Source organism: Pseudaminobacter soli (ex Li et al. 2025) (assembly GCF_003012705.1).
Lineage (GTDB): Bacteria > Pseudomonadota > Alphaproteobacteria > Rhizobiales > Rhizobiaceae > Pseudaminobacter > Pseudaminobacter soli.
The window spans coordinates 525,892-541,816 of the sequence record NZ_PXYL01000004.1 but is presented as its reverse complement, the minus strand read 5'-3'; the positions used below and the strand labels follow the sequence as shown (position 1 = coordinate 541,816).

The 15,925-nt window shown below is 60.8% G+C and carries 11 protein-coding genes; 5 read left to right on the top strand and 6 right to left on the bottom strand.

The window, feature by feature from the left end; all coding sequences use genetic code 11:
* Positions 1-171: 171 nt before the first annotated feature.
* Positions 172-501 carry a hypothetical protein gene (locus tag C7I85_RS11415; protein ID WP_106724068.1) on the bottom strand — a complete coding sequence of 110 codons (330 nt, stop codon included), beginning with the start codon at positions 499-501 and terminating at the stop codon, positions 172-174.
* A gap of 1,515 nt (positions 502-2,016) precedes the next feature.
* Here C7I85_RS11415 and C7I85_RS32135 point away from each other — a divergent pair.
* From C7I85_RS32135 to C7I85_RS11395, 3 genes are read left to right on the top strand one after another with little or no spacing between them, the layout of a single operon-like run.
* Entirely contained in the window at positions 2,017-4,203 is a 2,187-nt protein-coding gene (locus C7I85_RS32135) for a DDE-type integrase/transposase/recombinase (RefSeq protein ID WP_146148856.1), read from the top strand.
* 2 nt (positions 4,204-4,205) lie between these two features.
* Positions 4,206-5,183 (top strand): ATP-binding protein, encoded by a 978-nt coding sequence (locus tag C7I85_RS11400; RefSeq protein ID WP_106724066.1) that lies wholly within the window; start codon positions 4,206-4,208, stop codon positions 5,181-5,183.
* Positions 5,180-7,027 carry a TniQ family protein gene (locus C7I85_RS11395; protein ID WP_106724065.1) on the top strand — a complete coding sequence of 616 codons (1,848 nt, stop codon included), beginning with the start codon at positions 5,180-5,182 and terminating at the stop codon, positions 7,025-7,027. Before C7I85_RS11400 ends, C7I85_RS11395 begins: the two co-directional genes overlap by 4 nt.
* Positions 7,028-7,345: 318 nt before the next feature.
* Here C7I85_RS11395 and C7I85_RS11390 read toward each other — a convergent pair whose 3' ends face one another.
* The 3 genes from C7I85_RS11390 to C7I85_RS11380 all read right to left on the bottom strand — a co-directional run bounded on the left by C7I85_RS11390 (position 7,346) and on the right by C7I85_RS11380 (position 10,573).
* Positions 7,346-8,266 (bottom strand): DMT family transporter, encoded by a 921-nt coding sequence (locus tag C7I85_RS11390; RefSeq protein ID WP_106724064.1) that lies wholly within the window; start codon positions 8,264-8,266, stop codon positions 7,346-7,348.
* 172 nt (positions 8,267-8,438) lie between these two features.
* The gene (locus C7I85_RS11385) at positions 8,439-9,218 is read right to left on the bottom strand and encodes an ABC transporter substrate-binding protein (RefSeq protein WP_106724063.1); all 780 of its coding nucleotides are present in this window, start codon (positions 9,216-9,218) and stop codon (positions 8,439-8,441) included.
* Between the two features lie 275 nt (positions 9,219-9,493).
* Positions 9,494-10,573, bottom strand: a complete 1,080-nt coding sequence (locus tag C7I85_RS11380) for an acyltransferase family protein (RefSeq protein ID WP_106724062.1) — start codon at positions 10,571-10,573, stop codon at positions 9,494-9,496.
* Positions 10,574-10,948: 375 nt separating this feature from the next.
* On the opposite strand from C7I85_RS11380, the gene C7I85_RS11375 reads away from it, so the two are divergent.
* Positions 10,949-11,731, top strand: a complete 783-nt coding sequence (locus C7I85_RS11375) for a metallophosphoesterase (RefSeq protein ID WP_106724061.1) — start codon at positions 10,949-10,951, stop codon at positions 11,729-11,731.
* Positions 11,732-11,939: 208 nt separating this feature from the next.
* A complete protein-coding gene (locus tag C7I85_RS11370) occupies positions 11,940-12,191 on the top strand; it encodes a hypothetical protein (protein WP_181257141.1) in 252 nt (83 codons plus the stop codon).
* 281 nt (positions 12,192-12,472) lie between these two features.
* Here the strand turns inward: C7I85_RS11370 and C7I85_RS11365 are convergent, their stop codons facing one another.
* Positions 12,473-14,776 carry a polysaccharide biosynthesis tyrosine autokinase gene (locus tag C7I85_RS11365; protein WP_106724060.1) on the bottom strand — a complete coding sequence of 768 codons (2,304 nt, stop codon included), beginning with the start codon at positions 14,774-14,776 and terminating at the stop codon, positions 12,473-12,475.
* A 185-nt stretch (positions 14,777-14,961) separates the two neighbouring features.
* Complete coding sequence (locus tag C7I85_RS11360; protein ID WP_106724059.1) at positions 14,962-15,858, bottom strand: UTP--glucose-1-phosphate uridylyltransferase; 897 nt, start codon at positions 15,856-15,858, stop codon at positions 14,962-14,964.
* Positions 15,859-15,925 lie beyond the last annotated feature (67 nt).

Genomic DNA, 15,925 nt, shown 5'->3' with positions numbered 1-15,925 from the left:
AAACATCAACCTGGCGCAGCTTCGCGACGATCTCTTCGGGCTTGTGCTTCTTCTGGGGCATTCCAATGTCCTCTCCAACGGCTCACGAGCCTACTTCAGGGAGGACCACTTTTCAGGGGGCAGACCAGTTTGACAACGCAAGTACCCTTCTCGATCAAATTGCGGGAGCAACTACGCACGCTCCAGGATTCTAACCCTCTCTGCACTCGGTGCCCGTCGCGCGTTCTCCACTTCTTCCATATCGAAGCGACGATGACCTGCGGCCACGTCTCTTGCGGTGATCGGTTCCTCGAGATGGATACAACTCCCTGGTCCGTGAGCGCGCTCGAAGTCCTCCATCAATAGAAGCCTTGCGTGTATCGCATCGAACTGAGGCTTCAAGGGATGATCCTCGAACTTCAGCCGATCTTGATCGACGATGATCCGAAGTTTGGCCGTGCGGCCGATTTCCACGAATGCATTCATGATGAAAAGTGACACTTCGGGATCAGACGGTTTCATGCAGAGATTTCGCTTTGAGTGTTCCATCCATTATTGATCTCATATGCAGCCGGCGCAATCTTGACACGATGCTCCAGCGAGTTCTCGTGACGTCGCCTTAACAATTAAGCCGAGTTGAAGTTCGTAGGACATGCCGTTTTTCGGAAGAGCAGATCATCGGCATTTTGAAAGGTGCACGAGACTGGCATTGTCGTCGCCGAACTATGCCGCAAGCACGGTGTCAGGAATGCAGCATCCATAAATGGAATCGAAGGCTGGTCGCATCTCTTTGGGACGATGCTAGTAGCCTTAACTACTCTTGACTCACAGATGGACAATTCGAACGCAGCGTAATGCCCTGGCCACGCAGGGACAAACCAATCGGCGAAAACATTAACCTTTTGTTAATATCTGACGCGTACACGACCGGCCGGTCCGAAATTTGTGCCTGATAGGGGCGCAAGGGAGGACCTCCAATGCGGGACGAATGTCTCGTTTAAACGGTAGCCCGTGATGCGTCACGGAGAAGAGCGGAAGGGTACGCGCATGGCTTTCATACGGAGAACATCTCCTCACTGAGCCGTGAGCCAACCTGAAGGGGTGCGTTTTCGGCCAGTGGACATGTCCATCGGAGCCGAGAGGGAGCCCCCGCATGAACTTCAAGCATCGCATCGCCCGCAAGCTTTATATGAAGCGCGAAGCCATGGCTGCCGCTTCGGCGGCCGCTGTCGTTTCCAAAGAAGTGCGCCGCCGCGCCACGACGGAATGTTGTCGCGATGCCGCTTTGTCGGTCCAGAGCGGCCCCGAGAACCCCAAATCGTTCCGCTATACGGCCCCGCATCCGGGCCTCGCCACCCGCAAGCCTGCCCTCAAGCAGGCGACGACGTCGCGCGGACACTCAATCTTCCGCGGCATCATCCTGTGGCACGAGAGCCTTCTCGAGCTTCGCGTGTCTTACAAGCTCCAGACGTGGAAGAACGTCCGCGAAATCCATTCGCAATACCCCCGCGTCTCGTACATTGACGCCGACGGCAAGACCCGGAACCACACTTTCGATTACTACGTCGTGTTCGAGGACGGACGGCGGCTGGCGATTGCCGTGAAGATGTACCGCAAGCGTGCCGTGATGCTCGACATGCTGTCGCGTATCGAGCAGGCGGGGATCGCCGAGAAATCTGGCGGCCGCAGGCTTGCTGATGAAACCCTTCTCATGACGGAGCGAGACGCGACGCTCGCCTCCTTCCATAATTCCTCGGAAATCCTCGCATCGCGCGAGACCTGCGATCCCGCCGACGAACACGAACTCCGCGAGATCGTCCGTCGCATGACGGGACGCTTCAGATTTTTGACTCTCCTCTCCGGATGCCAGGACGTGGCTGCCCGTCGGGCTGCCATCTGGCGTCTCATTGACCTCGGCGAACTTGTCTCCGAGGGCATCGGTCGGATCGACGAGCTGACCTGGCTCATATGCGGCATGGCAACTGCCACGCCGTCTGAGCCTACCCAGCCCGTCACGACACGAAAAGGAGAGCGTACGTGTCCCAGAGCTACCCCCTTCCGACCCGCGTCCACCATCACTCCCTCATTTCGATGGGGCGTACCGACCGTTTCAGTAACGGGACCCAGAACTACATCCCTGTCCGCTCGGACAGCCTGACCTATACGTTCGTTCACGAGGAGGACAGCGACCGGACGATGGAGATGACGCACCGGGATATCTGGGATCGCCTCAGAACCGGAAAGGCAGAAATCCACTACTACCACCACAGCGCGCCGATCCAGCGTCTGCTCGCCGTCCACGGTGACAAGACCCTCAATTCGTTTGATCCCGAGGTTCAGTTGGCGGCGCGACAGAGAGAAATGCTGATCAATCGCTACGAGGATGCTTGTAGGGATGCCAAGAAGAAGCTGCCGTTCTCGGTGAAGCTTCAGCCCATGCTGGACGATTGGTGGGAAGCAATTCTCCTCGGCCCCAACGCGAAGTCCAAGAACGGACGCCGTCGGCGCACCGGGCAGGCCGTCGCAGAACTTACCAACTGCCCAACCTGGAAGACGTTCCGACGGGACTACGTGAAGTACCTCGACGCGGGGCGAAACCCCGTCGTGTTCGTGCCGCTTCATCGTGGCCCGGGCAGCCGTACCGTGATCCCGTGCCGCGACAGCGAAATCTTCCACCAAAAGATGGCGCGGGAATATCTCAGCCGACTTCGGCTCAATCCAGCCCAAGTTCAGCTCGCATATCTGGCGGAACTGGACGCAGAAAACGACAAGCGACGGGCCGCAGGTCGTCCCGCGCTTCTCCAATTCTCGCTCACCAAGATGAAGAACGCGATCTCCCGGTTCGACGCGTTCGAGGTGATGGCCAGCCGCGAAGGAGAGGAAGCTGCCCTCAAGCATTTCCGGGACGTGAAGGCGAGCTTCGACATTGAACGTCCAGGCGCTCAAGTAGAAATCGATGAGTGGAAGGGCGATCTGATCACCCTGTGGGTCAAGACGGGTGTCTGGGCACATCTCCCTGACGTGTTCGTCAAGGCACTCCCCAAAACGCTTCGCGTCGCAGTGACCGTCGTGATCGACGTCGCCACTAGGTACGTGCTTGCCGTAAAGGTGACCCCGACCCCTTCGGCGGAAGCCGTCGCGGGTGCGCTTCGGATGGCGATGACCGACAAGTCCGATCTCTCGTTGATGGTCGGAGCTGAGACCCTTTGGTCAGGCTACGTGAAGCCCGACCTTGCTTCCATGGACAATGGCTCGCCGTTCCTCACCGACCACTTCGTCACGGGAGCGCAGTCGATCGGCATCACCGTCGTGCGTCAGCCGGCAGGCGACGCTCCTAGACGGCCGTTTATCGAGCGGTTGTTCGGCACCATCGGCCCCGCGATCACGCAGTACTTCGACGGCCGCACCTTCGGTTCGGTCGAGGAAAAAGGGGACTACGACGCCGAGACCCACGCAAGCGTGGACTTGGACGAGTTCGCGCGGATCATCATCTTCGCGATCTGCGACATCTACCACCGCAAGCGCCACAGAGGCCTTGGTGGCAACACGCCGCACAACGAGTGGGTAGAGGCGACCGACTCGATCAAGATCAAGCATCCGCCGGGACAGCTCGGCATGATCGCGGCTTTCGGTTATCCGACGACCGCTAAGATTTCCCGGGACGGCATCGTCGTCATGGGCGTCACCTTCCGCGACGAGAAGCTCAACGCACTCCGCCGCCGAATCGGACAGAAGCCCATCGACGTCATGTACGACCCCATGTGCGCGCAACACGTACTCGCCAAGGCGCGCGACGAACGGGAATGGTTCGCCGTCGAGAACGCGCTCGGCCTCGACAAGACCGTGTCATTCCACGAGTGGCTCGCCGTCCTCAAGGAGGAGCGTGACACCATCACAGAGAAGACGAAGGAGGACCTGAAGGTCATGTACGCGGGCATCCGACGCTTGCGTAAGACGGGCGAGGCCGCGTCGATCCGCGCCAACCTCGGTGCTCGCATCCCCACACCCGAGGACATGGAGCGTCTCAACCGGGAGGTCGTTCGCGGCTGGGAGGCGAACTGTGAGGCTGACGAGATCATGGAGGCCGCCCCTGATGCGGCTCCCAAGGAGACGCTCCTGACTGACAAGAGTGACCGCGGGCATCGCCCGCAGGACGACGTTCCTGCGCCCCGCGCCGCCGACACGCCAACGCGTTCGAAGTTTGACGAGCAGGAGGACGACTGATCATGGCCACGAAGATCGACGCAGAGGCAATCCGCCAGCGGAGCCGAGACCGCTACTTCGAAACCGGACGTGACAAGCTCCTGATGCAGTTCATCGGGAAGCTCCGCCAGAACGCCAAGGATATCGAGCGGGGGAAAGGGTCACACCGCCGCTCGCTATTCGTCATCGGCGGCACGGGCAGCGGGAAGACTCGTTCCATCAAGCACCATCTCCCCCTCATCGACGAGTGGCGGCCCTTCGAGAACCAGTACGGCGATCAGGTGACTCCCCTCATCTGCATCAAGCCGCCCAAGCCATGTAGCATGAGGGCGCTAGCCGTCGAGCTTCTGACCGCCATGCGGGTTCCTGCGAAAGGACGGAAGACGGAGCAGGAACTCTACGTGTTCCTCAAGGAGCAGTTGAAGGAGCGTGGGGTGAAGGCGATCTGGATCGACGAGATGCAGGACGTTCTCCGCAACAACACGCCCAAGGCCATCCAGGCGGTCCAGGATATCCTCAAGGCACTCGTGCAGATCGAGGAGTGGCCAATCCACACGATCTACTCAGGAGTGCCGGCACTGAGCGCTTTCCTTCAAGGCGACCTCCAGCTCGCGCGACGCTCTTACGTCATGCGCTACGAGCCGATGGAATATCCGGACGATGCCGAATGGCTTGAGCGGATCACCGCGGGTGTCGTTGAGGAAGACTGCGGGATGACGCGGGCCGATGACATGCTCACCGAAGTGTTTCTCGAGAAGCTCTGCCGTGCCGCGAGCGGAGCCTTCGGGTCGGTGATCGAAATGGTGCAGGAGGCATGCTTCCGCGCCGCCGACAAGGGACGACGCCAGGTAAAGCTCTCAGACTTCTCGAAGGTTTACGAGGAAATGACGGGGTGCATGCGCCGCGACAACGTCTTCGTCGCCGCCAACTGGCTTGAAATCGTACCGGCCAACGCTCTCTACGATCTCGCTCCTCCGGCCAAGAGCAGGAGGGCCGCATGAGACTCCCAGTCAACGTACCTTATCATCCTGAGACCGAGACGCCCGTCAGTCTTGTGTCCAGATTGGCGCGTGCCATGGGTTTTGCGTCCATCGACGAGCTCGTCAGAAGCGGCGGCACGACAGTGCACGCAGTCGCTCGCGGAGAGGACGATGCGATGCGGACGCTGTCGTCGTGGTCCGGCGTCTCGACGGACAGGCTTCGGCGCTTCGCTGTGCCGACGAGGGGGGAAGCCGGAGAATGGCGGCTCGGCGATGCCGTCTTCCGCAAGGAGATGCGAGTGGCGGGGCGGTTTCGCTTCTGCCCTCGTTGCCTTGTAGAGGACGTGGAGAATGGCAGCGGCAGACCGCAATCGCGCCCGTTCGTGCGAGCAGCCTGGTTGACGCGGGCCGTCATGGCCTGCACGCGTCACGGCGAACTCCTCGTTGAAGGAGACGAAGACGCTCCCGAGAACGACGTCGCAATGTTCACGGCAAAAGGGTGGCACCTTGAATGCCAATCTGGCGGTTCCGCCGACGACGCCGAACTCGCGGTCGATGCGTATATCGAAGGGCGCATCACCGGGAACCGCACCGAGTCATTTATCGACCGTCAGGAGGTCTACGTGCTGCTCATGCTCTTCCACTTCATCGGATGGCTCCTGCATAACCACCTCCCGTCTTTCATTGTAGGTGGAAAGGCGGCCTCGTCGCATAGCGTCAGGGCCGCAGGCTATCTCGTCGCTCTCGGCGGGCGGGAGGCCATCGAGATGGTGGTGAGGCAAGCGGTCGACCTTCACCGACCCGCTGCCCACAACACCACGGAGTTTTTCGGACCCATGGTCCGTCGTCTTCGGCACAATGCCGCTGTGCCGGCTTACGCCGAGGTCGTCGGCCTGTTCCAGGACCTCGTAGAGCGCTATGTGCCGGTTGGTCCCGGGGATCATTTCATCTTTCCTGTCCAGCGGCGGCAGCTTCATTCCGTTCGTTCGGCCACCTTCGAGTACCGCCTGGACCGGAAGCGGATCAGGACCCTTGTCGAAGAGCGTGGTGTCATCGCCCCTTCCAGGCTCTCGGATCGGCGCGTCTACTTCTCGGTCGAGGCCGCAGACGAAATCCTTGCGGATGCGGTTGGCAACATGACGACGGTAGAGGTCGCCGCAGTTTTGGGAACACACGACGACCGCGTGCGCGATCTCATCGACCGGGGCCATATCGTCGCTTCTGAGCGAGGTGCGAATAGCGATCGGCCATTCTACCGGATCGGAAAGGCCGATCTTGACGATTTTCGCGAACGGCTGTTCCGGCATGCCTTGATCGCGCGCGGAGCACATGGCCTCGTTTCGCTTGCCGCCGCCGCCCAGCAGGGAAGCGTCACCCAGTCCGATGTCATCGGAATGATCCTCGACGGCAAGCTGGCCAACGTTGCCCGCACGGATGCCTCGATGACGCTGGGAAGTCTCTTGGTCGACCTGCGGCAGGTTATTGCGTCGGTGGTGCGACCCCTTCGAGATGAGAGCGGAACTCCCCTTTATCTCAATTTCACGGAAGTCGAGCGGGCGCTTTCTACGACGACGGTCACCGTCACGGCCCTCGTAAAGAACGGAGTGCTGCCTGTCGAGGTGAGGACGAATCCGAAAACGAAAAGACAGCAACCCTTCGTCCATCGTCAGTCGATCGATGCGTTCCTCGACAGCCACAGGTCTCTGCACCGAATCGCCCGCGGCTGGCGGCGCAACATCGGGGTGATGAAGGACGAACTCGACCGGAACGGCATGAGACCGATTTTCGAGACCTCGGGGAAGATTGCCCGGTACTACCGAAAGGAAGACTTGGCTCGGGCCGCGCTGCTGCCGCCAACCTGTTAGGTTTGTCTCTACAGATCGATGTCCAGGCCCGCAATCGCGGGCCTTTTTTTGTGCCTCGAGCGGCCTCAAATCATGGTGGAGACACACCTGTGAGGTCATGAGAGACAAAACAAACTACAGTTCAGTTGGGTGATTCAATGAAATCAATAACTTACAATGGTTCCAAAGACAATCCTTAGAAGTTCTGACAGCCGCCCTTTAGGCCAAGAACGCGTTCTCTCTTGGGCTGCATGCGAATCGACGGCCGTCGCCAGCCGGTGAGTCGGCTGCGCTATGCCCTGAGTTCAGGCTGATTCTGTTGAGGCGTGCCGAATCGCGTCAGTTCACGTTGCGCGGCACGTTGTCGGGCTCGCCGCCGTCGATCACCTTCTGGCGGTGGAAGATGAACAGGCCGGCCAGGATGATGATTCCCGAGCCAACGAACAGCTGATTGTCCGGTATGTCGCCGAAGAAGACGATGCCGAACACCACGCCCCATAGCAGCAGCGTGTATTGAAATGGCGCCAGCGTCGAGGCTGGGGCCAGCTTCAGGGCGCGCGTGATCAACAGATGCGCAGAACCTGCGACTACGCCGAGCAACAGCATGGCCGACCAGTCCATCGCGCTGGCCGGCCGCCAGTCAGCCACGGCAAGGACAAGACCCATCGCGAGTGCGCCGACGGTCTGCCAGGTGACCAGCGTCGTATCGCTGGTGCCTCTGAGGCGCCGGCCGAGAATCATCGAGACGGCAAAGGATATGCTGCCCAGGACAGCGAACAGCGAGGCCATCGACAGCGAGGACGAAGACGGCTTGAGCGCGATGACCACGCCGCAGAAGCCGACGACAATGGCGAGCCAGCGCCGCCAGCCGACTTTCTCGCCCAGGAAGAGGTGCGACAGCGCGGCGATGTAGATCGGGCCGGCCATGTAGAAGGTCATCACGTCGGCCAGCGGAAGGTACATGACCGCCGCGTAGAAGAAGGCGGTGTCGGCGGTTGCCAGAAACACGCGCAGGGCCTGCAGCCCGGGGCGCTCCAGCCGTATCAGCTGGCTGGTTCCCTGCTTGGCGATCATCGGCGCAAGCACGATGAAGGCACCAAGCGAGCGGACGAACAGCACCTGTCCGACCGAATAGCTCGCCACCAGCCATTTGCCCATGGCGTCGTTGAGGGCGAACATGAAGTTGCCCAGCAGCATAATGAGGATGCCCGCAAGGACCAGATTGCTCCTTGGAAGGGTGAGAGCCTGTCGGAAAGTCATGCGGAAGGTCCTTTGGGCGAAGCCCGGAATTGGGCCTATCTAGCCCGAGGTTGCGGCGCTTGCGAGGACCAACCGAGACATTTTTGTGCGCTGCTGAGTCGCAGTTGCTGCAGGTGCAAAAACGGCGGGATTTCTCCCGCCGTTCGATCCTTTCAAGCGATGGCGCCGCGGCTTATTCGCCGTAGACGTCGAACTTGAAGTACTTGTCGTTGATTTCCTTGTACTTTCCGTTGGCGCGGATGGCCTTGATGGCGGCGCTGAACTTTTCGCGCAGGTCGTCTTCGCCCTTGCGCACGGCAATGCCGGCGCCCAGGCCGTGGATTTCCGGAACGGACTTGAAGGTGCCGATCAGCTTGCAGCAGGCGGCGCCTTCGGGCGTATCCAGCCACTGCTGCAGCGAGACGATATCGTCATTGATCGCGTCGAGGCGGCCATTGGCCATGTCGATCTGGTATTCCTGCGCGCTCGGATAGGCCTTGACCGTGCTGTCGGTGAAGGTCTGCTCAGCATAGGCGAAATGCGTGGTCGAGTTCTGCACGCCGATCGTCTTGCCGGCGAGATCTTCCTTGGTCACGCCCTTGAGGTCGCTGTCCTTAGGCGCCACGATCGCGGGCGGGGTGTCGATGTACTTGTCGGTGAAGTCGACCTGCTTCTGGCGTTCCGGCGTGATCGACATCTGCGCGATGATGGCGTCGAACTTGCCGGCCTGCAGCGCCGGAATGATGCCGTCCCATTCCTGCGTGACGAATTCGCACTTCACCTTCATCTCGTCGCAGAGCGCGTTGGCGATGTCGATGTCGAAGCCTTCGAGCTTGCCGTCGGCGGTCAGGTTGTTGAAGGGCGGGTAGGCGCCTTCGGTGCCGATCTTCAGCGTCTTCTCCTGGGCCTGGGCCGCTCCGATCGTCAGGGCGATGGCCGACGCCGCAAGGGCGACACGCATTGCAATACGCATAATGTTCCTCTCATTCGTTGCCCGCTGATTGCTGCGGGCCAGTCAGTGTTTGCGCCTGGCGCGGCGATCTATTTGCCTGCAATCGTCGCCAATATCCAGAGTGGGCGGCGGATTGCCAACCCAAATCGAAATCTGGTCCATTCGAGAGAAGGTGAAGTTCTAATGAGAGTTAGCTCACTCGTTGGAAGAGAAGTATTGAAATACTTTAGAATTCTCTTGGATAAAGACTGTCGGATGCACTTGGCTCTATGAACTGACCGCAGCCGGTTTGACTATCAAGCGATGCGCTCTCGGGCGCCTCGATTGAAGGCAGGCGCCGGGTGTCCTGCATTGAACAGGAAGAGCAATGGGCTCGACCTGTTGATGATCTGCAGCCCGACAACCGCGATCATCACTGCCAGGCAAGGCAAGGCGAAGAAGGTGATCGGGAAAAGCTCGGAGCCATAATTGCCGAAGAACCGGCGGAAGACGATGCCGCCGAAGTTGAACAGGATGGCGTGGCTGCAGAACAGGAAGAAGGCATAGGGCTCGAACCGCATGAATGGCGCGGCGAGGGGGGAGCGCCTTATGGCCTCGGTCGCCAGCCAGAACCCGCCCGCCATAGTGACGCGCAAAAGCGTGTCGAGCGTCAGCCGTAGCGTCTCGTCCATATCAGCAAGCAGGATGCGCTCGACGCGGATCGCGAGGAATATTGCCGTCATCATTGCAAGGCCCAGCGCCAGCGGCTTGGCTATGCGGTCGATAGCGGCTTCGTCCAAGGCTGCCATGCGGAGCCAGATGCCAAGCGCGAAGAACAGCAGAAGCTGCGGCCGCTGCAGGATGTAGAGGTCCTCCCCGAACAGGGTGAAGACGATCAACGCCAAGATCGTCATGAGCGGGAAACGCTGCAACGCCGCGCAGAGTGCCGGCGACAGCAGGCAGCAGACGAAAAGATCGCGCAGGAACCAGAACGGCACCACCAGGGGCCACCCGGCAAGTGCGAAGATTGCATTGGCAAGGCCGAGGGCGGTGATGTCTGGCCAGTCCTGCCAACTCCCCCATATCAGTCCGTAGGCGCCGAGGAACGCCAGCATCACAAGGTTCCAGCTTGCCAGCGGTACCACCAGAGTCTTCAGCTTGGAGCGGTACAGCCCGATCGTTCCAGCCTTCTTGAGACTGGAGACAATGAAATAACCCGAGACGATGCTGAGCAGGGAAACCGAGCTAAGGCCCACCAGCCTGGTCAGTACGAAATAGACGATGTCGAAGAAGCCTGCGTCGCGATCGTAGACGTTTTCTGGAATGCCCGGCTGCACGTGAACGAAGGTCATCAGGACGATGCACAGCGTCCGGGCAATCCTGATCCTGTCCGACATGCTCTGCGCGACTGTCGGGCCTGGGCGCCTGGTCGAGGGTGAAAGTGACTGCTCGGGCAATATCTGTCCTCCTTGAAAATCCGACGGGTCCTAAAACAGGCCGTAATGGTGCAGGGAGGCCGACGCATGAGGGCACGCCGGCATCCCTCGCCTCGAAACGAGGCGTTCCATTGTGTCGCCGCAATCGATGCTCAAGCGACGGGGCGACGAATCCCACGCCAGTTTGAGTTGCGTGGGTGGTCCTAATGTGAAGCTGAACTAATTCCCGGGGGATTGCCGGTCACAATATGCGACGCTGCTTAACGGGAGCATCGGCGCTTTCACCGGCGGACTGCCCACAAGCTGCTTGCTTAGGCGCGGAACGAAAGGCCTTCGATGAAGACGTTCGCCGGTTTGTTCGGTTTGGACAAAGGCTTTGGCCGCGCGCGGAGAGCAAGGCTGCAGCTCGATATCTCCGACTCTGCGGTCTATGCGATCGGCGACATCCATGGCTGCCTGGATGAACTGCTTATGCTGGAGCAGGAGATCTTTGCCGATGCAGGGCCTTTGCCGGGCCGAAAGCTGATCGTCATGCTGGGCGACTACATCGACCGTGGCCCAGCACCTCGCGAGGTCATCGAGCATCTGATGACGCCGCCCCCGCCGGATTTCGAGCGTATCTGCCTTACCGGAAATCATGAAGTGGCCTTGCTGGACTATCTGGACGGCCGCCTGCCGCTTCTCGACTGGATGCCCATGGGTGCGGACGCGACGCTGCAATCCTACGGCATCGACCACGATAGGCTCGGCCACATCTACCAGTCGCCCAGGCACGTGGACGAGATCATCCGTAGCGCCATTCCGGCCGCTCACGTCGCCTTCCTGCGGTCGCTGCCCATCATGGTCGAGGCGGAGCGCTACGTCTTCGTCCACGCCGGCATTCGCCCGGAACTGGAGCTCGACCAGCAATCGGACGACGATCTGATCTATATCCGCTCGGCCTTCTTCGACAGTCCGCATCCGCTGAAGAAATATGTGGTGCACGGCCACACGCCGGTGACCGAGGCGAGTTTGCAGGGTGGCCGCATCAACGTCGACACCGGCTGCTTCTACAGTGGCCGCCTTACTGCTCTGCGGATTTTTCGCAATAAGGGCCGCTATCTAAGCAACAAGACCTAAGCCTTGTCCGCAGGTGCTGTGGGGTTTTCCCTGACTTTCCAAGTGTTGGTTGAAGCCGAATAATGAGCGCTCCGTCGGAGAATCCCTGGTTCTCCCTCTGGGATTCTCCCCAAGTTGCCCGGCCTGCGAACTTCGTTTCCATCGGCTGGGCACGCCGCCCAGCCCTGAGATTCGTCTCGCATGGCTGTGCCTGAAAAAGGAGACTCACATGAAAGCGCTCTTCCTCGCCGCTACGGCAGTTTTCGCCATGACCGTCCTTGCGGCTGCTGGCAACGGCAATGGCAACGGCAATGGGAACGGCAATAGCGGGTCCTTCAACGGAAACTACAATGGAAATAACAACAAGGGCTCCTTCAACGGCAACTACAACGGAAACAACAACACAGGATCACGCCGCGGGAATGGGTTCGGCAACAACAACGGATCAGGGAGTGGAAATGGCCAAGGCAACAACCCATGATCCGTTTTGAGAGTTACATAAACATCATGCGCCGGACGAGCGCGCAAATGACGATGTAACACTTTGAATCAACGCATGATCATTTCCAAAGATCGAACGCGGTTTTTGGGAGTCATGCGTTAGATCAGCCCCGGTGATTGGGACCGGGGGTCTTGATCCTAGCCGATCGAACTGGGCCATCTGGCGAAGGCGATGGACAGATTGTCCATTTAAAACCTTCGTGACGAAGTTGCCGGCCGGATGGCCCACATCCCGCACTGCCACAAGCGCGACCCGTTGCTCTAAGCTTTCGCCCCCATCGGCTCGACATAGTAGGACGAATAGCGCTCAAGGTAATGCTCCGCACCGCCGAAGGCGCCGTAGCGCGGCAGTTGGGCGGTATCGGTCTTGTTGAGCACGACGCCCAGCATCTTGTCGGCGATTTGCGGTTCCGCCTGCAATGTGGCGCGGACCAGCGCGCGGGGTGTGGCACCCCATTCGGTCACCATCACGAATCCATCGGCAAAAGGTGCGAAGGCCTTGGCGTCGACCACCGGCCCGAGCGGCGGCAGGTCGACGACGACGTAGTCGTAGGACGCGCTCGCCTCTTCCATCAGCGCCTGCATGCCAGGACCGGAGAGAAGTTCGCTGGTGTGTGACAGCCTCCTGCGCACCACGGCCGGGATGATGGCGAGCCGCGTCGTGCGGTCGACCATCACGGTGCTTTGCCAGCGCTGTTCGCCCACGATCGCCTCGACCAGTCCCTTGTCGGGCGCCAGCGAAAGACCGCGGCTGAGGCCGGGATTACGAAGGTCGGCATCGATCAGCAGCGTGCGGGCGCCGTTTGCGGCGAGAAGCCCGGCAAAGTTCGCAGCCACCGTCGTCTTCCCTTCATGCGGCAGCACCGAAACGAAGCCGATCACCTTGCATGGCCGGCCCTGCAGCACCACGTCGCTGGCAAGCTTTACGTTCCGAAGTGTCTCGGCGAAGGAGGAGGAGGGGGCATTGATCGCCACCCGCAGGATGCGCGGAGTGACCGGCTCCGCCGCCTCGGCCACCGATCCCGCATTGCTGTTCGACAGCCTAGAGCCGACAATCGGCAGATAGCCCAGGAAGTTGGCATCGAGCGCGCTACGCACGTCGTCTCCGGTTCGGAAGAAGCGCTCGCGAAATTCGCGCAAGGCGCCTGCCGCAGCACCGCCGAATAGGCCAAGCACCAGCGAAAGCCCGAGCACCAGCGCCTTGCGCGGGCTCGACGGGGACACCGGGTCTCCGGCCTCCGAGATCACGCGCGCCTTGGCGATCGGAAATGACCGCTGCTGCGAGGCTTCCTCGTGGCGGGCCAGGAAGGTTTGATAGAGGCTCGAAAGCGCCGCGGACTTTTGTTCCAGCTCGCGTAGCTGCACCAGCGATTGGCCTGCCTCGGAACTCTGCCCCGCCATCTGGCCGACATTGTCGCGCAGCGATGTCTCGCGCGACTTCGCAACTTCATATTCGTTTCGGTAGCTCTCGGTCAGCTGCTGCAATTCCTGGAATATCTGCCGGGCAAGGTCGGTCTGCTCACGCCGCAGCGCCACTGCTTGCGCATGCGCCTCGCCGAAGCGCGCGGCGATTTCCTGCTGTCGCTTGCTGACGCCGAGATAGCGGGCCTTGAGGTCGTTGATGACGGCGCTGTTGGCTCCCTTGTCGGTCGGGATCGTCGCATTCTTCACCGCGTTTTCCGGGCCGCCGTCGACGATCGCCTTGAACTGGTTGTAGCGCGCCAGCGCATTGGCCGTGTCGGCCTGCGCGACGATAAGCTGGCTGTTGAGGTCGCCAAGCTGCTGCTCGGAGATCAGCTGGCCGCGCGCCGAGGTCAGGCCATGCTCGGCGCGGAACCGTTCCACTTCCATGGCGGCAGCCTGCGAGCTGTCGCGCAGTTCGGCCAACCGACCTTGCAGCCACACTGTCGCGCGCTGCGTGGCGTCGAAATTGGCGTCGAGCTGGTCGGAGAGGTAGGCGTCGGCATAGGCTCGCGCGATCGCGCCGGCGAGTTGGCGGTCGTTGGCGCGAAAGGACACTTCGATGACATAGCTGCGCCCGACCCGCTCGGCATTGAGGCCGCTTTGCAGCAGTGCCGAAGCCTTGCCGATCCGGGCGTTCTCGGCTGCGGTGGGCGATAGCTCGGGAGCGGACAAGAACAGTCCGGTCACGGCTTTCACCTGGTCCTTGAGCCAGGCAATCGGGGAACTTGGCGGGTTCAGGAACGCGTCATTGTCCTGCAGCTTCTGCGCAACCGCGACGGTGCGGGCGAGCCGCGCCGATTTCAGGATCTCGACCTCGCTGGAAATCATCGCGTCGGCCTGCATCGCGGCGGGAGCAGGGCTCTTGTCCTCGGCAAACTTGGTCAGGCTATCATCGAGCAGGATGCGCGTGGCGGCTGTGTACTCGCCGGGCGTGAACACAAGGTAGGCCGCGCCCAGCGCGAGGCCGATGCCTGCGCCGATTGCCACGACCCTCGCCTGCCTCAGCGCAATCGAGGCCAGTCGTTCCAGATCGATGAAACGGTCCGTGTCGTCGGCCGCCACAGACAGTCTGCTGCTCAATGGAAAACTCTTTTGATGCATGGATCTCGCCGCCGCCCCCGCCGCGTTGATCCTCGGAAATGTGTTGCGCGCCGGTACCGGTCCGCGCGCTGTGCCAAGTCTTGTAAAATACGTTGCAGGGCCGCGTTCCCGGCCCTTGGTTTCGGACGTATTGTGCCCGGCGGCCGGCTTCGGATGATGCCGGCCGCGAACGGGGATCGACGGGATCAGGCGGCCGCGCTGCGGCGCTTCTGCGAGGCGATCATCTCTGCGATCGGCTCGAACACCAGCTCCCGCATATCGTCGCGGGCGAGGGCGAAGGCGACATTGGCCTGGATAAAACCTTCCTTCGAGCCGCAGTCGAACATGCGTCCGTTGAAGGGCTGCGCGTGGAAGGGCTGGACCTCGGCCAACTTCTTCATGGCGTCGGTGAGCTGAATTTCGTTCCCGGCGCCGCGCTCCTGGGTGCCCAGAATGTCGAACACCTCGGGCTGCAGGATGTAACGGCCGTTGATGTAATAGTTGGACGGCGCAGCCGACGGAGCCGGCTTTTCAACCATTTCGGTGACGGCGAAACCGCCATGGACCGCTTTGCCCTTGCCGACGATGCCGTACTTGTTCGTTTCGGTGGGGTCGCACTGCTCGACGGCCAGCACGTTGCCGCCGGTGTGTTCATAGAGATCCATCACGCTGGCAAGGCAGCCCTTGTCGCCGAACGACACCATGTCCGGCAGAAGCAAAGCAAAGGGCTCGTCGCCGACGATATCGCGCGCGCACCATACCGCGTGGCCCAGGCCGTGCGGCGCCTGCTGGCGGGTGAAGCTGATGGAGCCGGCCGACAGTTGCAGGCGATTTAGCGATGAAATCTGGTCCAGCTTGCCCGCACGCGTCAGCGTGTCCAGAAGCTCGGGCTGGATGTCGAAATAGTCCTCGATCACATGCTTGTTGCGTCCGGTGACGAAAACGATGTGCTCGATACCGGCTTCCAGCGCTTCGTCCACGGCGTATTGCACGACGGGGCGATCAACCACCGTCAGCATCTCCTTCGGCATTGCCTTGGTCGCCGGCAGGAAACGGGTTCCCAGGCCTGCGACCGGAATTACTGCTTTTCTGACTTTCTGCATATTATCGTCTTCCCTCTTCATGTTTATCGGATATCGAGCCTTCCCCGCCCAATCTCCGGGTTGGTTT